Here is a 23665-nt window from a genome sequence, read left to right as displayed (position 1 = left end):
GAAAGGTAGTACTACAAATAGAAGAGGGTGTTCACTATCGTAAACACCCTCTTCATGCATTCTACTCGATTGTCTCTTCATCCCAAAATAAATCGTTTAATGTACGTGATAGCACTTTGCAAATTTTAATACATAAATTCAGTGATGGATTGTATTTTCCGGCTTCAATTAGCCCGATAGTTTGTCTGGAAACCCCGACTAACGTAGCGAGTTCTTCTTGCGATAAATCCTTTTCCACTCTCGCTAACTTCAATTTTATATTTTTCACGTTAAACACCTACAATTATTTATCATCTTCCTGTTTTTTAGAACTGATTTTCTTTGAAATATAGAAAATCCCACCACTTAACAGTAACAAAAACGGCAAATAAATCAAAATAGAAACAAGTGCAACTAAAGTGAAATACCATAATCCTTGAGAGCTGCCCTCTGCATAAGAAACGGCACTGTTTACCCCCATTACAATTGACATTACAACAGCAAAACCAATACTACCATACAATGTCTTTTTACTCAGTGGTGTTTTACTTTGACGATCATGCATTTCAACCTCATCTGAGAATACCCCTAGAGAAACCGAACGAGCTAGATAATACAGACTACCTCCAAAAATGATGATATATTCTAAGACGAAGTCTTGGTTGCCAATCCCATATTTGTACGTTTTAACTAACATGCTAATAACACAGCACGCCATTATTATATGATAAAGCTCTTTGTAAATCATATTTCGAGTGTTTTCAATTCGCTCATCTTTTACTTTGTGAGTACGCTTTAATAGCATCATTATAATCACCCTCCAAGATTGTTACTCCTTACCTTTATTATAATATATATATATCTTTATGCAATATATATATTGCATAAAATAAAATATTTATGTCATTACTTGATTGAAGTAAAGAACAAAGAACTCGCTTTTCCCGTTAAGGAAAGCGAGTTCTTTTACGTATTATATCTAATACATTATTATATTTTGGAGCCAAATCGAGAGCAATTTCAATAGTGGGATTTTTGTATTGGAACTCTGCTTTTTCATATGCAGTGGGTAAATGTAATAGAACTTTTTTTATAAATTGACTTCTTTTAGAAAGAAGAACCATCTTAAAAAAATGATATCAATTTCTTCTTTTGTCATATCAAATTTTGTTGCCGCTGCTTCTCGAGCAAGATTAAAATCATTTGATTGGATGTCTTTGGAGTTTTTGGTGATTAATTTGAAGAAATTATTCATGAACTCTAGGATGTCTGTTTCTAAATAACCATTGGAAGTTCGATTATGTTGATTAGGGGCTTGAAAAATTTCTATGTTACTCTCTAGATTTTTAATACTTTTATAAGTGTAGCTTTTATCGTTAATTTTCAGGACGCCATTATTTGCTGAGAAAAAATTATTATCAAATTGATGTTCTTCATATAAAAATATATGCTCATTCATAGTTCCCTCAAACTGAATGTTTTTTGACAATAGAGACCTAGAGATATACTCGTACTTGGTTACAAGATTAAATCTTAACCAATTGTAAAAATGAGAAAAGGCTATAAATTGTTTTCCTACAGTAAGATTAAGAAAGTTCTCAGTGAGGCTAAGATTAAGTTTAATGGACGTTGTGTCAAACGTAATAGTATAGTCCGAAAAATTATTACTAAAAAGGTCTAAATCTAGATTCATTAAACTTTCGACTTCTTGAGTAAAGACCTTTTTCTGAAGTGATATACTACCCAAAACAATCAAAAGTGTTAGTAAAACACCTAGTAGAAAAGATAATGAAATTTTAACGATATTGCTATTCATACATACACCTACTTGTTAGATTACCAGTATATCTTGTCATGTAAATGTGAAATTACTATGAAGAGAATATGGTGAAAGTGAGAAATGCAGGTGTAAGACGATTTTATTGTAAACTAAATTGTTAGTGTGTTAACATATTTCTGGAAATATATTCAAGGTGAAAGGGGAGGGGGAAGCTGAGAAATAAAATGATATTGTCGCTTGTAAGTAGCGCAGCTATTTTCGGAGTTGGTTTAAATAATGTTCTTTCTGGAACATTTGCATCAACATCTTTGTTTGTTCAATATATTTTTTTAGTTTGTGGATTTATTGGAGCGTTAGCTTCTGGAGTGCAATTGTTTAAATTAAGAAATCAAAGCGAATAAGTAAAATGAAATCTCAAGCTTATCTTTAGCAATAAGGATAGGGTTGGGATTTTTATATAGGAATCTGTTCAAAACTGGTTCAGTGTAATACGAATGCGAGAGATTCTTTGCTATGAAGAATCTCTTTTCACCTAAATAGCCCTTTCTAATGTAAATCGTTGAGTAGGGTATCCGAATTCTACTAATAACTCATCCTCTGAAAAACCTAATTCTTTTAGTGCTTTTCGATAACCAGTATCGGCTTTATCTCCTTCTCTGTATGTCGTAATGCTAACTGTTTTATTCTTTAACAGTTCATTTGTCGCTTTTTCTATAAATCTTTCAGTAATACCTTTCTTTCTGTACAGGGGATGCACACCTAAAAAGTCAATGCTTCCTCTGGTATAACTAATCATCATTATTCCAATTGCAATATGATTGTCTTTTAGTATGAATGCTTGGTTTATATGGATATATGTTGATAACACCTCCATATATGTTTCTTCATTCAAACAAGGAAAACCATCCACAACAAGTCGGACTAAATCCATCCAAGTGGGGATATCATCTTTTATGGCCATCCGAATAGTTGGGCTATCTATTAAATTACGACTTTCCAAAGCAACATCATCATTAAATGTAAATGCCAGTTGTAATGGGTAAAACTCTTTGCTTTCTCTGAATTTATTGGGTGACATTTTGTACATCGCTTTAAAAATAGTCGAAAATGCCTGTTGTGTATCATATCCTGCTTGATGGGCAATCGTAACGATTGTTTTTTTTGAAAAAACAAGCTGTTTCGCAGCTTCAGTAAGTTGTCTTCGTTTTAAATAATCATGTATAGTTAGCCCCACCGTTTCAGTAAAAACGCGATGAAGGTGATATTTTGAATAATGAACAGCCTTTGCAACGTCAGTTAATTCTAGCCTGTCATGCAAGTTACTCTCCATAAACATAATCGCTCTATTAATCATCTCAATTTTCTTATTCAAGTAACTTCCCGCCCTTCTACTAAAGACTACATTATTGTTAACTAGTGAATTATATCATTTATTTTTAGTAAGTTTTTGCTCATTCTTGCGGTTTTTCAGTGCAAGAATATTTTCCAATTCTCCTTGGAAAATTCAGCCTTTATTTCTCTTAATCATACATAGCAAGATTAAAGAAAACAGGGCAGAAATACTTTGCTATTCTACTTAAAAGATGAACTTACAAGCAGAATGAAAGAGCTTTGGAAAAATGATGAAGGAGATTCATAATGAAATCAAATAAAAATAGAAAGCAAGCCCTTGACCCCAAAAACGAGAATCGTGGATCGACGCCCATTCCTTTTCCAGAAGAAGTAGAACACCTTAAAAATATGCTAGTTTTTATAGGTGACGAATTGCAAGAATCTATTAACAGGGTAGAGAGACACGATAAAGAATACAATGAATTTAAACGGTACATGGCAGAGTACCGACATGAAATCGATCCGAAAGAGTTATTTCAGAATGAGTTATTTTTAAAAAATATTGAAATTCCTGGGGTTATTGCGACTAAGGAAAGAGAGAGGTTAAGAAAACTATTAGATTCACCCTATTTTTCACGCATAGATTTTCGGATAGATGGTGATTCTGAAACAGCAGTCTACTATATTGGTCGTTTTACATTTGGGAAGAAGGATCAAATACATATATTTGATTGGCGTGCCCCAATTGCCAGTATGTTTTATGATGTAGAGGTTGGGAGAGCTGGTTATGACGCTCCGATAGGGAGAATTGATGGTGAATTGACTAGAAAAAGACAATTCAAGATTCGAAATGGGGAAATGGAGTATGTATTAGAAAGCTCGACGAATATTCAAGACGATGTGCTACAGCGTGAATTGAGTAGTACCTCTGACGAAAAGATGAAAAGCATTATAGCCACTTTACAACGAGAACAAAACCAAATCATACGAAATGAACAGGCTGGAACGATGGTGATTCAAGGAGTTGCTGGTTCAGGTAAAACATCTATAGCCTTGCATAGGATTGCGTATTTGTTATATCGATTTAAGGATACTTTGTCAGCCGAGAATATCGTTGTTTTATCTCCAAATAAAGTGTTCGGAGATTATATCTCAAGTGTATTGCCAGAGCTTGGTGAGGAACCTATCCTTGAAATGAGCTTTGTTGACGTTGCAAAAGATCAGCTAGATGGTGTCATTTCCTTTGAGTTAGATAAAGATTCACTAGAGACTAATGATTTGTCTTGGGCTGAACGTGTACGCTTCAAATCAACCTTAGATTTTATTATTATGCTGGACGATTATATGGATGATGTTGAAGATGCTATTTTTGCTCCGTCAGATTATATGTATGGTGGATTTACTGCGACGTCTGCTTGGATATGGAAGCGCTATAAAGCATATAAGAGATATTCTATCAAACGACGATTAGAAGAGATTGCTAATGACATACACAATAAATTTGTAGCAGAGAATATTTACAATGAAAAATTGCCAGGGGAGCGCACGATACTCAAAGGTTTGACTTCTATGCTTACGGTGAAGAATACGTTAGCTTTATATAAAGGATTTTTCCGACATATAAACAAGCCAGATTACTTTGTGATGCCTGAAAAGAAAACATTGGAGTGGGCTGACGTGTATCCTTTTATGTACTTACATTCTTCTTTCGTAGGTATGAAAGAAAACAAAAATATTAAGCATTTAGTCATTGATGAAATGCAGGATTATACACCGATACAATATGAAGTGATGAATCTATTGTTTAAATGCAATAAAACTATTTTAGGTGATTTTGGCCAAGCCATTAATCCGAACAATCTTCATTCACTCGATTTTATGCGAGACATATATGTGGAAGGGAAGATTGTTGAATTAAACAAAAGCTATCGCTCTAGCTATGAAATTATCAATTTCGCCAAAAGAGTTCTTTCTGTCTCAAAACTAGAGCCCGTTGAGCGCCACGGTGAGGAGCCTAGTTTAATTAAATGTCAAACTAAACAAGAGGAAATGGAACAAATTAAGGTCCATATAGACGCATTCTTACAAAGCCACAACGTTACAATGGGGATTATTACAAAAACAAATACGGATGCAAAGATACTTTATGATGTACTTTGCCAGAAGTATAACGTCCATTTGCTAACACCAGATAGCGACAAATTTACAAGTGGCATTACAATTACATCCATTCAAATGTCAAAAGGTTTAGAGTTTGACGAAGTCATTATCACTTCGGTTAATCAAGCAACCTATTATAACGAATATGATCGAGGTCTATTGTATATCGCTTGTACCCGTGCTATGCACCGATTAACTTTGATTTATGATGGTGAGCTGACGAAATTGATAAAGTGAAACTTTAATTGGTGGGGGTTTTCCTTCATCCCCCACCGATTATTAGTTGAACCAATCGGGTTCTTACTGGTGCTTGATCTCGCACTTACTCGTCTATGTGCATTCACTACCTTGTTGAAGTGGGAGTCTTAGCACCAGTTTGAACGGGATAAATTAACCACTCTTTTAAATTAACAAAGAAAGACCTCAGACGTTGTGTGAGGGCTTTTTGGCGTTCTATTAGAGTATTTGACTTAAGGTAATGAATAGGCTGAGATAGTCAAAAATCCGTTCTTTTTTTATGGTTTTAGCATAAATGTAATATGCATATTTTGTAAAATATGACATCAATGTAGGCTTTTTTTCATACTATATTTTTGGGGTGAGAAAATGCCGAGAGTTAAATACAGAGATGCGGACGTTAGTTTAATGGCAAGGATGATGAGGGCAGAAGCCGAGGGTGAAGGCGTACAAGGGATGTTATATGTTGGCAATGTCATTGTGAATCGTGCTGTAGCCGATTGTTTAGACTTCAAAGATGTAAGAACCATTGAAGATGTCATCTTTCAGGTACAGGGAGGAAATTATTCTTTTGAAGCTGTTCAAAAAGGGAATGTGTTTTATCAACGAGCAAGAGATTCTGAAAGAAGATTAGCAAGACGGAATTTAGAATCCTGGAGAGACCATCCAGCGAAATTTGCCCTTTGGTATTTCAATCCACATGCTCCTTGCCCACCAACATGGTACAATCAACCCTTTACTGGTCAATTTAAAAATCATTGTTTTTATGAACCAATAGCTGACACATGTCCAAGTGTTTATTCTGGTTAGGTTGTTTAGGAGATAGTATTAGATATCCCTTCACTGTTAAAGTTGAAAAAAACTTCAAATCATAACCGTAGCCTATATTCAGTAAAAGTAATTTTCAGGGAAGTAAGATGGGATAAATCGAAATAAAAAGAAAGAGAATTGCTACAAGTTATACGTAGCAATTCTCTTTTTTTTATATGCCTGTTTTAGGGCTCTTTTTGCTTTGTACAATAGCTATTATGTAAAATATTTAATATTTTGAGATGTGGTATAATTAGGAAAAAAAGGTGAGGTGCGTGATTTTTCGTTCAAATAACATGCAAAAGTATATAGTATAGGCTCAATTTGCCAGTAGAAACTGGAGCATTCATATAAAAAAGGAACTGTCCTAACAGTTCCTTTTTTTGACGTAAATTAGCTGAATGTATGATAACCTATAGAGCATCCTGTAAGCCTAATTGATATTTTTGATAGAGCTTATCGAAATCCTCAGCGCTAATATCAAACTTATTACTAATAGCGTCTAGAATAATTGGAGCATCTACTTTGGCGTTAAAGTATTTACCGGATCGAGTGAGTGTGTTGTAAAACTGTGTTGCGTAGTTAAGTATTTCAAAATCTTGGATAATGTCAGGCTGAGTATCCCAATATTGATTCATAAACTGCTTGAACATTCCTGATGTGTATATTTTTTCTCCATTTTTATAATATGTACTTTGGTTTTTGGTAAAAGTCTGTTTATTTGGAATATGATTAGATAAGTTATATTTATTTTGAGTAGTCTGTGCTTGTAGGTGCAGTTGAGAGCCATATAAAGACGATGAGAATGGACCATTTCGCATAAAATATCTAAGTTGTTTGTTGTAGTATTCTAAAATACTAAACTGTTTTAATTCATTTAAATCATCGAATGTATCTGAAAGGTTTATGTTTACAGTAATGACTTGTTTCATGTTTTCATATTGAGCTTCGGCACTTTCAATATGATCTTTAAAAGATATAGATTGAGTGAGTCTGTTCGTGATTTCTTTCATATTTGCTATATCTTTATTTTGATTTTTATAATAGAAACCAAATAAAATAATAGCTGTTATCCCTATAGTACTTAAAATGAGTTTGATACTCATTGTAGCCTCCTTTAATTGAAGTATAAAAACCTCTGATGTAATTAATAATTCTTAAATAAAAACCTTCTAAGCCGTAAGCTTCGTTCCTATAGAATTAGTTTATCTACTATTATAGCTAAAAAGGTAGTAATATGGAAATTAATATTTCGAAATAATAAAAGGGTGGCATAGATGGGGTATGCATTAATAGTATTGGGGCTAGCAGTGATTGTTACCTCATTAGTTTATTATTACAAGGATTATAAGAAAGAATATAAAGAGTCGTATCAGCAGGGAGGCTTTAAAGAAGCGACATTTTGTTTGTTTAATTTTGTATGTGATATTATGTCAGGCGTTAGCTTTCTAACGCTGTACTTATTAATCGGCTTAGGGCTTATTGTTTTGGGACTAGATGTGGAACTGAATATATTGAGCTAATAAGAATGGTGGATGAACGGAGAAAAGAGCCTCGTGATTTGATGAGATCCTTTATTTAATATCCCATTCCATCTGTCCATCCTTATACACCGTATGAATGACAATGTTCGGGCTCTTTAGTTTTTCTTGGCTACTTTTGATTTCAGCTCCTGCATATGCTTGTTCTTCATTAAAATAATAGCCTAAAAAAAGTTGTTTATTTGAATCGATATCGTTTAATGGAATACTGATCTTTGTTTGCTTATTAATAACTGGTATTTCTTTGAGAATATTTCCGATTTCATCTTTTAAATACAGTGTATTTGTAGCGTAATCTGCATGGTTTATAAACGTTATTTTCTTGTTTTGGCCTAAATTTAGTAAAACAAATGAACCTATTAAGAGAATAGTAGCAGCTAGTATGATAGATGTTTGCTCCTTTTTCAAAAAACGAAATCGCTTTCTTTATCACTTATTTACTATTTTAATATAGTTTTGTGAAAAAAGTATGAGATGCATGATTTTTTTTGAGAAAAAGGTTAATAAGTAGGACATACCTTTCATAAACATCTATGTGAAAAAAGCGATTCTATAATAAGAATCGCTTCAGATTGTAAACTATTGTTTATTTAACAAACAGTATGAATCAATCAGTTGGATTAATACTAGAATTTGCTATCCTACTCTTGTTCCATTAGGAACTTCTTTCTCAGGTGTTGCCAAAACGGGAATGATTCCATCCTCATATCCTATATCATAGAGCATCCCATGTGAAGTTAAGCCAAACATTTGCTTTGGAGCCAAATTAACCACAAACAAGGCTTGCTTTCCTTCCACTTCTTTTGGATTTTCTCGTTCCTTTTTCATGCCAACTAAGATCGTACGCTCAAAAGAACCAAAATCAACTTGCAGTTTCACAAGTTTATCTGACTTTGGAACATCCTCAACAAGTCGTATCGTCCCTACTCTAATATCAATTTTCTCCAAATCTTTTATGCTAATTTCTGGCTTTACAGTATTCATGTTAACCCTCCACTATTACTTTTATTGTATTTTGGAAAATTATTGACACGGTCTACAGTTTGAAGTAACTCTTTCATTACAAGAATCGCTTTTTGGGCGGTTTTTCTTTCTTTTTTTTACCTCATACATACTGTCATCAGCCTTCTTCATTAAAGCTGTTATAGTGTTGCGTTCACTTTCAGTAGAAATAGAATGACCAATACTTATTGAAATTGAAAACGGTAAGTCATTCTGTGAGTTGTTTTGTATAATTTCATTTTCAATAGTCGTTATTTTCTTTTGAAGATGTAACTTGTCGGAACAATAACCAAGGACAAAAAATTCATCACCACCATAACGGACAATATAATCGTTTCGGATACAGGCGGCTTTTAACGTATTTGCGACTTCAATTAAAGCGAAATCTCCAGATAAATGTCCATATGTATCATTAATGGTCTTAAAGTTGTCAATATCAATCATGAGTGTAAATAAATGCTTTCCTTTTTGAGTTGGCATAAAGGGATTCCTCAATTGATTTTCAAAAAAACGTCGATTATATAAGCCTGTTAAACTATCTTTATATATTTGCTTATTTTGAATATGGATAAAGATAATGAAGGTCGAAATGAGCATGCCTACCCAAATGAGTGATACACCGTAGTATAACAATTGAATAATCGCTCCAAGAATAGGCGGTATTGGAAACAAGAAAAAATAACGATACATTTCCTTTGAAATGATGCTTTGTTTCTTACGTGATTGTTTGAGCACAATATAAGACATGATAAAGAAATAGCTAAAAGGCAGTATAGCTGTGAAATTCATAAGGTCTCCACGATGATAAATATTCATTTCATCAATGTAGAAAATCCATCCTGTTTTTATCGATGCGATTACTAAAATGGTGTTGATGATCACAGGTATCAAATATAGCTGTAAATGCTTGATCGTAAACTTGGTTTCCGCACTTAGTTTATGTTTACCGTAAAGCAACCAAAAAAAGCATGTGACAGGATTCAATATGAGATAGATAGTTGTGGTGATATAGTTTATTGCTTTTGCGTATGTAAACGTCTTACCATCTATAAACCACATGCCACTATCAAACACAAAGATAGCAATGACAGATAAGATTAATAGCTTAAAGAGGTTCTGGTCTATAGAATTTTTTCCTGCATGGGATTGTGTAACATTTACATACATGATGATAAGCAATAGGATTCCGATAATGTTTATTTGTAAATATAAGAATGTCGACATATAAATGTTCTACTCCTGAAATGGTGTAAAGCAGACTTGCTCTATTCAATTTGTAAAAGGTTTATGATGATTTTTTCTTTTCTTGGTATAATTTTATCATATATTTTTATTGAGAAATATGGAGATTGTCAGACTGCTTTTTGATCTATTAAAACTTATATTTGATTTCGCATTCTGTTAGAAAAAATCGGAATATAAAATAATTCATTCCAACCAATCCTAAAATTCCTATTAAAATTAGGATAGAATACTGTTTTGAATACAACATATTTACGGCAAATAATACGAAACATATTAACGTAAATAGTAAATCTAATGAGATACGTTTATTTTTCAAAGAATTAGTCCCTCTAACAGGCAATAATTTATTTCTGTTTAATTTAACATAAAATCCCATATGAGTCTTGGAGGAAGTATCATGCACCTTTAATCATAAAAAAGACTGTCAAAATGACAGTCCCAATTCAAAAGTTTTTCTTATTTATTCAAATTCATATTCACAAAATCAGAAACGGCTACTTCTAGTTGGCCAGTTTCTTTGTAGGTGATTTTGACGCGATCATTAACCTCTACAAACTTAGAGTAGATAAAGTCGACGGAGGAAACAACAAAGACGGTTTCTTGATTTTTCAACAAGATGTAAACTATTGTTTCATCATCTTCTCGTGTTTCTTTAAAGACGCGTAATACTTCACCTTCAATCGTTTTTTCTTTTCCGATTTCAGAAGATGGTTTTGATATTGCTGTTTTTTTCTCTAATGCTGTATTATATTTTTTCAATGCTTCTTTAATGGTCGTGCCTGATGCAAATACCTTTGCATTTGTACCCGATACAACCGCATAAGCACGAATTAAGCCTCCATTATCGACAACTGGAACTAACCAGCTTGGATTTCCGTAGATGTTATATAAGACAGGCATTGTTCCCGTCCATTTTTCTTTTTTGAAAGAGTTATCGACCACTTCGACTGCACCACTGCTGTCCATGACACCATCAATTTGTTTGCCTGAATAATAGACAACCTCTCCAGTACGTCCATTAACTAAGGAATAGCCTAAGGCAGAGTCAATCTCTTCCTTTGGTGAAGTGAAATCAGTGAAGTAATACATGCTGCCATCTTTAGCGAAAATCGGAGTGACCGTTTCGTATTCACCGTAAAAAGTCGGCTCCTTCACATCAGTGTTTGAAAACCAACTATTGAATACACCGTGCACCATTGTTCCAAATGTTTCATTTAGGTAATCGGCGGTCTCGTCATTAACCACTCCATCAATGAATGTTGGGGCATCCTTAGTCGTATATTTTTGCACTTTGCCTGTTTGTGGGTTAATGACCACGACTCCTTTTGGATCGAAACCAGAACGTCCTGAAACAAAATTACCATATGTCATCACATAATACGGTGTACCGTCATCATCAATTTCCAACGTTGGTTCTCCTTTGAAAATGACACTCGGCTCTGATTTTCGTACAAGACGTTCTAAATTATGTCTAAAGTACAGGCTTGGTGCATACTTCATCTTGAAGCCGTTATGCAGCTCTGCTTCAGCATCTGGATCTGTTCCAGACATCGTAATATAGCCAGGTAAATGACCTGCTTTTCTTGCTTTCATAAAACTAGAAGATTCGATTGGAGCAACGTAAACAAATTCACCATTTACGTTTTGAGGTGTCAGCTCGCCCAATTCATAGTAGCTGACTTGATCAATATTCCCGAACACTTTTTTCATCTTATTTCGAGCTGTTTCAGGTGGCACAACAAACGGTGTGTCTTTTTCTGTAATCAGCTCTGAAATTTCCTCAGATTTATGATGAACAGCCTCGTATCGGTCTTTACCGGTAAATAATCCATGAATCATACCAAAGTAAATAAAAGAAAGACCAAGTAGTAATGACAGCCCGACCTTAATCAATAATTCCTTTGTAAACGACGCCTCCAATACAACTGGAAATAATGTAGATAAAAAGATACAAACGCCACTCAAAAGTGCATAAAACACGAGAACGGAGCTCACATTATTATCTAGCAAAAAGAAGTATTCGACGCTTCCTACAATCACCCAAAACAAAAGTGGGATGATGAATGAAGGGAGTTTGAGCACTCTTTCCTTTGAAAATGGAAGCATGCACAAACTTAATAAAAGTAATACGATAAATTTCATTTTTTCTTCCTCTCAACACATATAGAAGAATCCTCTATACACTAAATTTATTTTGAAATTATACCATAATATATACTTTTAGGAATTTTTTAAAATATTTAAAGGGCCTTCCTTCGTATTTGAATTTTAGTTGGTATCTTGAAATCATGTGTGAATATATGAAACTTGCAAGTTTTAATTAATAGTAAACTCAAAACTTCAGGGCTGGATACAACATTATTTAGCTTTGTAAGGGCAATTTGATCAGATATAGTGGTTTATGTTATGGGGAATTTGGTAAAATTTATACGATGTAGCAAGAGAAGGGCGTGTTGAGCTGAATAGCTTAATCTATATTATTCTTGCTTCTTAATTTAGGCTTTTACAGTTTGATATATGATGTTCAGAATAGAGATTATATTTAGGAGGCAGGAGAGAATGGCATTAGAAGTAGGTTTTTGGAAAGTAGATTGTAATCAAGATGGTGAGTATGCGAAACCAATCAGTTCTTTGCAGATTGATTCTGAGAAAAAATTAGAAAATGTTCTTGTGAATTCGCCTGATGTATTGGATGAGGAGTTATTAATCATTGGACGTCATATTAGAACAGACTTCGGTAAATATATTGATATGCTTGCGATTGATGTTGAAGGAACTATCCATGTTATTGAATTGAATAAAGCGCAAACATCTCGAGAGGTGGTTGCGCAAACTTTAGATTATGCATCGTGGATACAAAATTTGGATAGTACAAACATTAAAGAATTATATGAGAAATACAATCAGCAAGGAAACTTAGAGAGTGCTTTTGAAGAGAAGTTTAAAATTTCATTACCTGATTTAATCAATGATTCACATCAAATTACTATTGTTGCATCGAATTTAGATGTAGAGACAGAACGTATTATTCATTATCTTTCGTCCAATTACGACGTGCCCATCAACGTTGTATTCTTTAGATTCTTTAAGGATGGAGATAGTGAATATATTTCACGTAGTTGGTTAATTGATCCGAATAAGGTGGAAGAGCAGACTAATCAAGTCAAAAAGTCGGGAGCGAAAGAAAAGTGGAATGGAAATGATTATGTTGTCAACTTTGAAGATGGACGAAGCCGGTCATGGCAGGATGCGATGGAATATGGGTTTGTGAGCGCTGGTAATGGAAGTTGGTATAGTCGTACACTGTATAACTTATCAAAAGGTAATCGTATTTTTTGTATGATGCCTGGGGTTGGCTATATCGGTATAGGAGAGGTTGATGAGGAAGCCAAGCCTTTACGAGAAGTAGTGTATCAACAGGATGACAATACTAAGAGATTAATAGATTATCCTATTTTTGAAGGAATGAAACATGATTTAGAGAATGATGAGCTTTGTGAGCATGTAGTAAAAGTAAAATGGATAGCAAAAGTACCATTAAATGAAGCATTTAAAACACCAGGACTTAAGGCTAATCAAAATACGGCATTTAAGCTGAATCATCAATTTACCATTGAGAAAGTGACTGCATATTTTAATATTTAAAGATTACGTTGTATATAGTTGTAAGAAAGTTAGTATGAATAAAGTTAAATAAAAGCAGAGTTCAGAAGCTTCTTACGTTACAATCTATATGAGTTTTATGAGAAGCATTGCTAAACAAAGAAGCAACGAGCCAACATTCGTTGCTTCTTCTATTTCTTTTTCCTGTTGATCCATTTTGTAATAAAATAAGCGACTACAATAGAAAGAGATGCAAAAAGAAATAATTTCAGGTAAGAAAAATCTATGTACATAGAACCCTTTTCTGGATTTGTGATAATAAACGACCACCATTGATCGTTCATACCGTGAAAAAGAGACACTATGAGCCACAAACCAAATAAAAACAATGCCCATAGAGAATAGATTATAAAGTTAGCCATTCTTTTCACCATATATACTTCCAGAATGAACATATGAACTAATAGAATGTGAATCAACTGGTGCTCGCTTAAAGTACTAAACTTATCGCAATCAAGTTATATGTTTCATTTTTATCTCTTGATTATTTTCTGTAATTCTTCCTAAAAGAATCGAAATGAATAATGTGATCATGGTCAGCCCCACAATCATTGTAACAACACCTGCCCAATCAAAACTTTTATAGATGATTCCACTTACCGTACCGCCAATACTTGAGCCTGCGTAATAAAAGAACAAATATAACGAGGAAGCTTGAGCTTTATCGTGAGTAGCTGCTTTACCGACCCATCCACTCGCAATAGAATGACTGGCAAAAAAACCAAAAGTAAATATAGCAATTCCAAGAATTTTAATAAATAGGTTGGTATTCAAAGTGATAAAAATGCCTGATAACAAGATTAATAGTGAAAGTTGTAATATTTTTTTTCTTCCATATCGATCAGATAACATCCCCATCCATGTCGAACTTACTGAGCCAAAGATATATACAATAAAAATAAACCCGACAAGGGTCTGACTTAACGAATAAGGAGGATCAATTAATTGAAATCCAATATAGTTGTATAAAGACACGAAACTAGCCATGGATAAGCCACCAATCAAAAACAGGTAAACGAGGCTACGCTTCTTGAATTGCTTGAACAGTGAACTTGTAAGCTGCTTGATGTCGAATTTCTTAGGTTTAAAGTGGGCGGATTGCGGTAAGAATACTAGAAAAATAACGCTAGCTAATAAACTAATTAGTCCTACCCCTAGTAACGCTATATGCCAACTAAAGAAATCTGTAAGTATCCCACTAATAATACGACCTGCCATGCCACCAATAGAATTACCACTAATATATAAGCCCATTGCCATACCGAGACTACGAGCTTCAATCTCTTCTCCCAAATATGCCATGGCTACTGCAGGTAAACCAGCTAAGGTAATTCCTTGCAAAATTCTACCTAGTAGTAGCAAATGAAAATTCGGAGTAAAAGCCGTTAATATCGAAAGAATGGATGATACAAAGAGAGCCACCGTCATTACGGATTTACGTCCTAATACTTCAGATATGGAACCTGCGAGTAAAAGAGCAATGGATAGAGCAATGGTTGTAGCAGATAAAGTTAAACTTGAAACTGCAGGGGAAACATCGAAATCTTTCGAAATTTCCGGTAGCAACGGTTGAGTTCCCCACATGATAGCAAACGTACTAAAACCACCAGCGAATAAAGCCAAATTAACTTTATGAAAAGTAACTGTACCACGTTGAATATACTTCATTTTTGATAATACCCCTTCTACCTTTGAAATGATAAAGGCTTGTAACGTAGCGATTAACAATCTCAAATAGTTCGTATTACTATATTCTAGCTAACTAGTACTTTGTAAATCAAATAGATGGAATCATAGTGATTACACTCTGCTTCTCTTGAATAACCATTGGCTCATTGTTACTCTTCTTAACATTATACTGCTATTATTCTGCTTCTATCTTCACAAATGGCGCTATGAATCTATGATAAGCTGTCATCATATTAGCTAGAAAGGGCGTATGGAGAGATGTGGAAAGAGCTTGTAGAGAAAATTCCCGGAGAATGGACATTTAAAAAAGGTGTAACAACTGGTGATTTAGAGGATGTTGAACAAGCACTGAATATGAAACTAGAGGATGAAAATGACATTGTAAGCCTTCTTAAAGAAACGGATGGCATCGAGCATGATGGTTTTTCCCTCATTTATTCTACCGGTGAAATGATATACCATAACTTGGAGCTGCGTGATGATGAAATGCTAGATTTATATATGCCTTTTGATTGTCTACTGTTCATTTCAGATGCAGGGAATGGTGACTACTTCGGTTTTCCTGTGCTGAATGGCAAGATTCCTAATGATCAAGTGTTTGTGTGGAGACACGAGGATGACAGCCGTATTTGGGTAGCTGGCTCATTGAGAGAGTTTATTGAGTTATGGTCAACCGATCGTTTGGAATACTGATAGATGTGAAAAGTTACAGGGGAAGAACAAGATTTAGATTTGTTGCATAACGTAGTTAATGGGCAATAGAATTTAACAAGCAGTTGAAATGGATTTGACTATGGAATATATGTGTTTATATAATAAATATATTAAAATAATTACAATGTCCTATGATGAGGAGTAGTAATTAAACGTAGCTTCATTACAGAGAGTTAGGGTAGTTGAGAGCCTAGCAAGAAGAAGTTTACTGAATGGACCTCTAAGGAACAAGGTGAAATCTGTAAAGAGAGTATCTAAGTGGTGGGCTGCACCTTACAGCAGATAGAGTATGTTAGTACTTGATAATGAGTGGTGTAATTATATTTATATATAATAATTGCACAATCTAGGTGGCAACACGGAAATAATCTCCGTCCTATTAATTTAGGGCGGAGTTTTTTTATTTTTTCTAATAAAAATAGCAAGGAGTAGAGCATATGAAAAAGGAAATTTTATTAACGGGTGATCGACCTACAGGTAAGCTTCACATCGGGCATTATATAGGTTCGTTGAAGAATCGAGTTCAACTACAAGACCAATATAACAGTTTCATCATGATTGCGGATCAACAGGCATTAACGGATAATGCGAGAAACCCTGAGAAAATTAGAAATAGCCTTACTGAAGTAGCTTTAGATTACTTATCAGTAGGCATCAATCCTTCTAAAGTAAATATCTTTGTTCAGTCCCAAATACCAGAGCTGAATGAATTAACAATGCATTATTTAAATATCGTGACTGTCTCTCGACTTAAAAGAAATCCTACTGTTAAAAATGAAATTAAGGAAAAGAACTTTAACGAGAGTTTGCCTGCTGGTTTTCTCATTTATCCAGTAAGCCAAGCCGCAGATATTACAGCTTTTAAAGCAACAGTAGTTCCAGTTGGAGAAGATCAAGTACCAATGATTGAACAAACAAAAGAAATTGTAAGAAGCTTTAATTCAATTTATCAAAAAGAAGTGCTAGTTGAACCAACTGCTTTACTTCCGAAGAAAGGATTAGGGAGATTACCTGGTATTGATGGAAAGGCAAAAATGAGTAAATCATTAGATAATGCGATTTACTTATCGGATTCTCCAGATGTGGTTCAAAAGAAAATCATGTCTATGTACACCGATCCAAATCATATCAGAGTAGAAGACCCTGGTAATGTGGAGAATAATACGGTTTTCACTTACTTAGATGCTTTTTGTTCAGATAAAGAAACATTAGAGGAAATGAAAGCTCATTATCGAAGAGGGGGCTTAGGAGATGTAAAAGTAAAACGATATTTGAATGATATACTGCAAGCAGAATTAGATCCAATTAGAAATAAACGAAACGATTACGAAAAAAATCTGGATTACGTGTTTGAAGTATTGAAAAGAGGAAGTCTAAATGCACGTTCGGTGGCAGGAGAAACTCTTCAAGAAGTACGAGAAGCAATAGGCATTAATTATTTTATTTAAGGGGTTGATGGGTAGGAGCTGTGATTACAGCTCTTTTTTTATGTAACGATGGAGCAGGTTAGCGAAAGAAGGAATAAACAATTCGGATAAAGAATGTAATGGTATAAGTAGGTATTGAAACAATGAACATATTAGGGGGATTTTATTGAAAAGAATTTTCATTGGTGTAGTTATAATGTTAAGTGGATTACTAGTTACACTAAGTATTATTATAGTAGGCGCTGTATATGCAACTCATATTAATGCCTGGTCTGGCAAGTCAAAATTGTGGTTTGCTATTTTTGGGGAAAAACAATATGGGGATGAAGTCGTTGATTCTTTATTCTTAGGATTTCCATTTGTGATAGGAGTAATATTTTTTTTATTAGGGTTTATTATCTTAGTGTATGAATATTATAAAACCTTTAAAGATCAAGGTTGATTTGAAAATGGATTGTTGAAGAACTATTGGATGCTAGCGCTGAAAATCAAAGTTGCTATTTAGTAGTCTTTTTTTGTTATGCAGCGCTTGGCACAGGTTAGCGAAAGAAGAAAACAATGAAAAAATGGCGATTTCTATTTAATAGAACAAATAAGTGGGATACTTCATTATGGAGTATCTCTTTTTATGCTATTTAAATAGAAATTTAAAAAGCAAACAAAAAATGCAAACAGACATTTTAGCAAAAATGGAACAGCATCGCATTTTTCAAGTTGTTATAATAAATTTGCCATACAGAAGAAGGTAGGGTGATACATTGAATTATAGTGATGACATTAAGCGTAGTATCGAATATATTGAAATGCACATCAAGAAAGATCTTACCGCAAATGAAATTGCAGAGCATGTCGGTTATTCTGTTTTCCACTTTTGCAGAGTTTTCAGTTTGTGTCAGGGAACACCTCTTATGGATTATGTCCGTAAAAAAAGATTAATTCAAGCTAGAGGAGAACTTCTATCAAACAGAAAAATCATTGACATTGCGTTTGATTATGGTTTTAAAACAGCAAGTGGATTTTCAAAAGCGTTTCGGAAAGAATTTGGTTACAGTCCAACTGTTTATATTGCAAGAAACAGTAGCTTGCGTACAAGCAAAAATATAATAAAGATTGAAGGTTTTAACATGAATCCTACCTTTATTAAAAAATCTGCTTTTAAGGTTGCTGGTTATGGAATCGAAACGAATATCTCGAATGGGTATATGAAAGATATTGCTGCATATTGGGATACTTATACTGGTGAAAATTTAGAGAATAAAATGTATGAACAATTGAATCCACCAAAGCATGGAGAAGTTGGAATTTGTGTATCTTCATCTGACGAAAGTAATGTCAAATATTTGTTCGGCGTCATTGTAGATGATTATTCAAAGGTAACGACGGATATGATGACATTCGATGTTCCAGAAGCAGAATATGCAGTTTTCACAACTCCGCCAGTTGACAATGTTGCAACAGCTGCAACATACGATGCAGATCCATTATCAGAAGTGGTAAAGGCAACATGGAAATACATTTTTGATGAATGGTTTCAAGAAAGTAATTATGTTTTTGATGAAACAAAAGTAGATTTTGAATATTACGATGAACGCTGTCATGGGTTAGAAAATGCAGTAATGGAAATTTATGTCCCGATTAAAAAGAAATCATAAGTTTTCATTATGAAAAATGGTTCCTGAAAGTATCTTCTTAGGAATAGGCATCGTAATTTCTAAGTAATAGTCTGTTAATAATGAGTGGATATTAGGAGGAAATATTATTTATGGATAAATATTATTATGGTGAATTATGTTCGTTGTTTTATGATATTGATAAGCCAGAAGCGCCAAAAGATGAACTGGATTTTTTGCTTTCATTTGCAAAGAAAAATATGAAAATCCTAGAACCTATGTGTGGTTCAGGGAGATTTTTAATTCCTTTTTTACAAGAAGGTTACGATATTGATGGTTTTGATCTATCCAAAGATATGATAGCTCGATGTAAAGAAAAGCTTTCATCAATGAATTTATCAACCAGAATTGATTTATGTGATTTTGCTACATTTGAACAACCAAAAGAGCAATATGACCTTATTTTTATTGCAGCAACTTCTTTTTCGTTGCTAACTGAACATGAAGATATTAACAGAGCATTGCTAGTAATGAAAAACAGTTTAAAACCAACAGGTTGCATAGTCTTTGGGATTGAAACGGATATTAACTATCGGAATAATAAATCTGATCTTGACGAGTATACGTTTGAAAGTGAAGTGCTTCAAGAAGGGAAAAGAGTAAAAAAAGGTTCCGTAGAAGTTTTATCTAAAGGGAAATCTGCATATAATCCATACCGAAAAATTATGTATGCTACGGGAGTATACCAACTCTATGTTGATGGCGAGTATATTCGTGAAGAGTGTGAAGATTTCTATTTGAGACTGTATAAACCTAATGAATTGGATGGAATTATTGAAAAAAGTGGATTATCAATCGCTAATAAATATACAAATTTTGCTAAAAATGATTTTAACTTTAATAGTGCTGAAGAAATATTTTACGAACTACATAAATAATCAAAATATAGATGTATATTGAGAGTTATTGTAGATTAAAGTTTGTGAATAATTACATTTAAACAAACAGGTGCTAGAGCTGAAGAACAAGGCTGCTAATAAGCAGTCTTATATTTGTTATGACGTTAACGGGCAGGATAGTTTAAGAAGGGTATATATGATGAATTATCGAATGTTTGTAACAAATATTTTTCGTAAGGGATACTTTATTTGAGTAATTAGAGTGGAACACCATTTGTAAATGAAACAGCAATGTACATACGAATGTTCTTATTGAAAAAAGTTTTCGAACGAATCCGTTGGATGAGAGAGTTGTTTCTGTTCGCGTAACGCGGACAGAAACAACGTCCTTGCACCTCGTAAAATGAAAGATATTTTTTTGTTCTTATTGTTTAAATGCTTCTAATCTTTGAAATTGAATTCCTTTGTCATCAAAGTTTTCCTCTGCCAACCATTGAGTTAATACCTGTTTATGTAGAGGCCATTCTTCTATTAGCATTGAAAACCAGTCGGTGCTTCGTGCTCGGTTTTTATAGATAACGGCATTTCTAAAGGTGCCTTCATACTTAAATCCTAAACGTTTTGCTGTTTGAATGGAGGGAACATTAAGAGAATCACATTTCCATTCATAGCGTCGGTATTGGAGTTCTTCGAAAACATACTTGGCTAATAAATAGTGTGCTTCGGTAGATATTCTGGTTCTTCTTAAAGCATCCGAAAAATTAATACTTCCTACTTCGACCACCCCATTAGCCTGATCTATCCTCATTAAACTAAATATCCCAAGTGGTTTGTTTGTCTCTTTATTTAACACAGCATAATAGATGTTTGTGCTACTTTCTATTTTTTCTAGTAATGTTTGTTCAAATTCTTCATAGTTGTATGGTGGTTTGTCGGTTAAATAAGTCCAATTACTAGGATGAGAATTTTTATAGGCGTTATAGAGTTCTTTAGTATGTGTACGAGATAGTCTAGTGACAATAGTATATTTTCCAACATAATACATATCAGAAGGGAATTTTCTTTTCTGCCAATTGGACAACTCCTCACCAATTGGTTGGTTGTATTTGTTTATTCTCTGACTCATTTAATCACCACATTTTATTTTATTTTAATACAGTACAGATGGAAGGAGTTCTGAATTTAATGTGTTAAAACCATTTTAGTCATCTCCTTTACCTTTATTTAAACACAAACTGGTATAATCAAAAGTGCCAGATACGACAATTTGAATGATACCAGTATTGAAATGGGAGTGAAAAATTGATTGAGATAACACCTGTTTTGGATAGTAAAAATGAAAAACCTATGTACATACAACTAGCCAATTACATTAAAAAAGAAATTTTATCTGGAAGAATAAAACCAAAAGAAAAATTACCATCAAAACGAAATTTATCAAATTACCTTGAAGTAAGCTTAAACACCATTCAGTCGGCTTACGAACAATTATGTGCAGAGGGGTATGTGGAAAGTAAACCCCGAAAAGGAATGTTTGTTACAACCTTTGATAATGATTTAATTATTCACCAAACAGGCTTAGAAAAATTGGAGGTAGCTTCCAATAAAGTACACGTAAATACCAAGATTGATTTCAATTCGGGTAAGGTTGATTTAAAACACTTTCCATATAACATTTGGAGAAAATTAACTGTTCAATCATTATATGTAGATCAGGGAGAACTATTTAATATTGGAGATCCTCAAGGGGAACAACTTCTTCGTGAACAAATTGCAGCCTATCTTTATGCTTCCAGAGGTGTAAGATGCTCTGCGGAACAAATAATAATTGGTGCTGGTACACAGATACTTATTGGATTATTGAGTATGTTAATCGGTAAAAAACATATCTATGCTCTTGAGGATCCTGGTTTCCATAGAACAAGAATAACTTTAGAAGATCTAGGAGTACATACGGTTTCTGTACCCCTTGACGAAGATGGGATAAATATAAACCAGTTAAAAAATACGGATGCAAATGTTGTTTATGTTACACCGTCTCATCAATTTCCTTCTGGGATGATAATGCCAATTTCAAGAAGAATGGATTTGATAAAATGGGCAGAAGAAGAGAATGGATATATTATTGAAGATGACTATGACGGTGAATATCGATATAAAGGGAAGCCGATTCCGTCCTTACAAGGGCTGAGTACAAAGGAAAGAGTTGTGTATTTAGGTACATTTTCGAAGTCTTTAATTCCATCCATACGTATTAGCTATATGGTTTTACCATCTCCACTAGTGAAAAAATATATGGAGTACTTTACTATTTATAAACAGACCGTTTCCCGTATTCACCAGGATACTCTTTATCGCTTTATGAAAGAAGGATTTTGGCAAAGTCATTTAAATAAAATGAGAACTCTTTACCGTAAAAAGCATAATACATTAATGTTAGCCATTAACAATTATTTTGGACAAAATGTAACCATAATTGGTGAAAAATCAGGACTTCATATTGTTTTGGAAGTAAAAAACAATATGGAGGAAGATGAGTTAATTAATACTGCAATGAACGTCGGTGTAAAGGTTTATCCATTATCAATATATTATAACGGAGTAACAGGAACTATGAGTTCTAGAATCCTACTTGGCTTTGGAGGATTAACAGAAGCTGAAATTAATAAAGGTATTAAGTTATTAAAAGAAGCCTGGAGGCTCTAGATAATACCATATATTTTTTCAAGTATTAATGAGTTTATCCATATTAATTTCTAATCCTTCTTCCACTATCAGGTGCTTTAGTAAAAGATCAAGGCTATCATTTGATGGTCTTTTTCTTCTGAAGCTACGTGGCAGGTTAGTTGAAGAAGGTAATTGTTTTTTCCATCTACAATATGTCTATTGAGAACTGTTGAAAGGTGTAAAAAATCCATGTTGCCAAAAGGGTAATTATCAAAGTACTTGAATCATAATCTTTTGAGGAGAGCTTCAGCCAATATTTTAGGAGGGTTATAATGGATAAAAGAGTTCAATTTGACTTTGAATTGGAGTTTACTAATGGCGGTGGGCTTCAAGGGCAAGAATTCCGCCTTGATATTGATGGAGAGAACATCACTGACCAAGAGTTAGCCAAGTATATTGTAGAAGATATGAGGTTACTAATGGTTGGAGAAGTTAGGATATTTAATAAAAAAATCATTAATGAAAAACATAAACGCAAAGCCTTTGATGAGAACTCTGGAAAGTAACCGACTTCTTCAACTAACGGGTGCTAGAGCTGAAGAACAAGGCTGCTAATAAGCAGTCTCTTTTTTTATGGCACTAACGGTGCAGGTTAGTGATATAAAAAATCTCAAACTTTTCTGTATTCCAGAATATGTTTGAAATTTTTAAATTATAGGTTTAGTTACTACCAAGCATTATGGGTTGGTTAATTCGTAATGAGTGTTTTTGAAAATTCTTTCGAGAAAGAGAAAAGGATGCAACTCTGTAGATTACAGAATTACATCCCCTTTCTAGGAAAAAGTTAATTATCCTTTTTGAACGTTAGTTGCTTGAGGACCGCGTTGTCCTGCTTCAACTTCAAACGTTA

At 33.7% G+C, this 23665-nt stretch carries 23 protein-coding genes and 1 other annotated feature; of the genes, 12 read left to right on the top strand and 11 right to left on the bottom strand.

What is annotated here, in order from left to right; translation table 11 throughout:
* Positions 1–61 precede the first annotated feature (61 nt).
* The 3 genes from TX86_RS19335 to TX86_RS19325 all read right to left on the bottom strand — a co-directional run bounded on the left by TX86_RS19335 (position 62) and on the right by TX86_RS19325 (position 1795).
* Positions 62–268, bottom strand: coding sequence for a helix-turn-helix transcriptional regulator (locus tag TX86_RS19335; RefSeq protein WP_042351421.1), 207 nt, complete (start codon positions 266–268; stop codon positions 62–64).
* 15 nt (positions 269–283) lie between these two features.
* Positions 284–787 carry a DUF6773 family protein gene (locus TX86_RS19330; protein ID WP_042351420.1) on the bottom strand — a complete coding sequence of 168 codons (504 nt, stop codon included), beginning with the start codon at positions 785–787 and terminating at the stop codon, positions 284–286.
* A 282-nt stretch (positions 788–1069) separates the two neighbouring features.
* The gene (locus TX86_RS19325; RefSeq protein WP_042351419.1) at positions 1070–1795 is read right to left on the bottom strand and encodes a hypothetical protein; all 726 of its coding nucleotides are present in this window, start codon (positions 1793–1795) and stop codon (positions 1070–1072) included.
* Positions 1796–1983: 188 nt separating this feature from the next.
* On the opposite strand from TX86_RS19325, the gene TX86_RS26810 reads away from it, so the two are divergent.
* On the top strand, positions 1984–2160 hold the full coding sequence (locus TX86_RS26810; protein ID WP_154663177.1) for a hypothetical protein: 177 nt from the start codon (positions 1984–1986) through the stop codon (positions 2158–2160).
* A gap of 131 nt (positions 2161–2291) precedes the next feature.
* Here the strand turns inward: TX86_RS26810 and TX86_RS19320 are convergent, their stop codons facing one another.
* Positions 2292–3131, bottom strand: coding sequence for a helix-turn-helix domain-containing protein (locus tag TX86_RS19320; protein ID WP_230203687.1), 840 nt, complete (start codon positions 3129–3131; stop codon positions 2292–2294).
* Positions 3132–3397: 266 nt separating this feature from the next.
* Between TX86_RS19320 and TX86_RS19315 the strand changes: the two genes are divergently transcribed.
* Together TX86_RS19315 and TX86_RS19310 are read left to right on the top strand one after the other, a co-directional pair.
* Positions 3398–5488, top strand: coding sequence for a HelD family protein (locus TX86_RS19315; RefSeq protein WP_081707768.1), 2091 nt, complete (start codon positions 3398–3400; stop codon positions 5486–5488).
* A 369-nt stretch (positions 5489–5857) separates the two neighbouring features.
* Entirely contained in the window at positions 5858–6298 is a 441-nt protein-coding gene (locus TX86_RS19310) for a cell wall hydrolase (protein ID WP_042351417.1), read from the top strand.
* A gap of 413 nt (positions 6299–6711) precedes the next feature.
* Here the strand turns inward: TX86_RS19310 and TX86_RS19305 are convergent, their stop codons facing one another.
* Positions 6712–7404 carry a hypothetical protein gene (locus TX86_RS19305; protein ID WP_042351416.1) on the bottom strand — a complete coding sequence of 231 codons (693 nt, stop codon included), beginning with the start codon at positions 7402–7404 and terminating at the stop codon, positions 6712–6714.
* 171 nt (positions 7405–7575) lie between these two features.
* On the opposite strand from TX86_RS19305, the gene TX86_RS19300 reads away from it, so the two are divergent.
* A complete protein-coding gene (locus TX86_RS19300; protein WP_042351414.1) occupies positions 7576–7821 on the top strand; it encodes a hypothetical protein in 246 nt (81 codons plus the stop codon).
* Positions 7822–7872: 51 nt separating this feature from the next.
* Here the strand turns inward: TX86_RS19300 and TX86_RS19295 are convergent, their stop codons facing one another.
* The 4 genes from TX86_RS19295 to TX86_RS19280 all read right to left on the bottom strand — a co-directional run bounded on the left by TX86_RS19295 (position 7873) and on the right by TX86_RS19280 (position 12228).
* Entirely contained in the window at positions 7873–8247 is a 375-nt protein-coding gene (locus TX86_RS19295; protein ID WP_042351413.1) for a hypothetical protein, read from the bottom strand.
* Between the two features lie 228 nt (positions 8248–8475).
* Entirely contained in the window at positions 8476–8823 is a 348-nt protein-coding gene (locus TX86_RS19290; RefSeq protein ID WP_042351411.1) for a tRNA-binding protein, read from the bottom strand.
* Positions 8824–8862: 39 nt separating this feature from the next.
* The gene (locus TX86_RS19285; RefSeq protein WP_042351410.1) at positions 8863–10065 is read right to left on the bottom strand and encodes a GGDEF domain-containing protein; all 1203 of its coding nucleotides are present in this window, start codon (positions 10063–10065) and stop codon (positions 8863–8865) included.
* Positions 10066–10542: 477 nt separating this feature from the next.
* On the bottom strand, positions 10543–12228 hold the full coding sequence (locus TX86_RS19280) for a DUF3981 domain-containing protein (protein WP_042351409.1): 1686 nt from the start codon (positions 12226–12228) through the stop codon (positions 10543–10545).
* A 417-nt stretch (positions 12229–12645) separates the two neighbouring features.
* On the opposite strand from TX86_RS19280, the gene TX86_RS19275 reads away from it, so the two are divergent.
* Positions 12646–13731 (top strand): DUF8606 domain-containing protein, encoded by a 1086-nt coding sequence (locus TX86_RS19275; protein WP_081707767.1) that lies wholly within the window; start codon positions 12646–12648, stop codon positions 13729–13731.
* 471 nt (positions 13732–14202) lie between these two features.
* On the opposite strand, the gene TX86_RS19265 is transcribed toward TX86_RS19275, so the two are convergent.
* Positions 14203–15417, bottom strand: a complete 1215-nt coding sequence (locus tag TX86_RS19265) for an MFS transporter (protein ID WP_042351405.1) — start codon at positions 15415–15417, stop codon at positions 14203–14205.
* Positions 15418–15696: 279 nt separating this feature from the next.
* Here TX86_RS19265 and TX86_RS19260 point away from each other — a divergent pair, with 279 nt between their 5' ends.
* From TX86_RS19260 to TX86_RS19240, 5 genes are all read left to right on the top strand, one after another.
* Complete coding sequence (locus TX86_RS19260; protein WP_042351404.1) at positions 15697–16131, top strand: SMI1/KNR4 family protein; 435 nt, start codon at positions 15697–15699, stop codon at positions 16129–16131.
* A gap of 143 nt (positions 16132–16274) precedes the next feature.
* Positions 16275–16534: a binding site (T-box leader), on the top strand.
* Between the two features lie 55 nt (positions 16535–16589).
* The gene (gene trpS, locus TX86_RS19255; protein WP_042351403.1) at positions 16590–17600 is read left to right on the top strand and encodes a tryptophan--tRNA ligase; all 1011 of its coding nucleotides are present in this window, start codon (positions 16590–16592) and stop codon (positions 17598–17600) included.
* Positions 17601–17745: 145 nt separating this feature from the next.
* The gene (locus TX86_RS19250) at positions 17746–18021 is read left to right on the top strand and encodes a hypothetical protein (protein WP_042351401.1); all 276 of its coding nucleotides are present in this window, start codon (positions 17746–17748) and stop codon (positions 18019–18021) included.
* A 316-nt stretch (positions 18022–18337) separates the two neighbouring features.
* Entirely contained in the window at positions 18338–19231 is an 894-nt protein-coding gene (locus TX86_RS19245; protein WP_042351399.1) for an AraC family transcriptional regulator, read from the top strand.
* Between the two features lie 110 nt (positions 19232–19341).
* A complete protein-coding gene (locus TX86_RS19240) occupies positions 19342–20127 on the top strand; it encodes a class I SAM-dependent methyltransferase (RefSeq protein ID WP_042351397.1) in 786 nt (261 codons plus the stop codon).
* Positions 20128–20512: 385 nt separating this feature from the next.
* Here the strand turns inward: TX86_RS19240 and TX86_RS19235 are convergent, their stop codons facing one another.
* Entirely contained in the window at positions 20513–21214 is a 702-nt protein-coding gene (locus tag TX86_RS19235) for a GNAT family N-acetyltransferase (protein ID WP_042351395.1), read from the bottom strand.
* A 176-nt stretch (positions 21215–21390) separates the two neighbouring features.
* Between TX86_RS19235 and pdxR the strand changes: the two genes are divergently transcribed.
* Both pdxR and TX86_RS19225 read left to right on the top strand, forming a co-directional pair.
* Entirely contained in the window at positions 21391–22794 is a 1404-nt protein-coding gene (gene pdxR / locus TX86_RS19230) for a MocR-like pyridoxine biosynthesis transcription factor PdxR (protein WP_042351394.1), read from the top strand.
* A 293-nt stretch (positions 22795–23087) separates the two neighbouring features.
* Positions 23088–23321, top strand: a complete 234-nt coding sequence (locus TX86_RS19225) for a hypothetical protein (protein ID WP_042351393.1) — start codon at positions 23088–23090, stop codon at positions 23319–23321.
* The last annotated feature ends 344 nt before the right edge of the window (positions 23322–23665 follow it).

The organism is Bacillus massiliigorillae (assembly GCF_000380245.2).
GTDB lineage: Bacteria > Bacillota > Bacilli > Bacillales > DSM-1321 > Bacillus_AD > Bacillus_AD massiliigorillae.
Note: the sequence above shows the minus strand (reverse complement) of the source record. Positions and strands in the feature narration are given on the sequence as shown.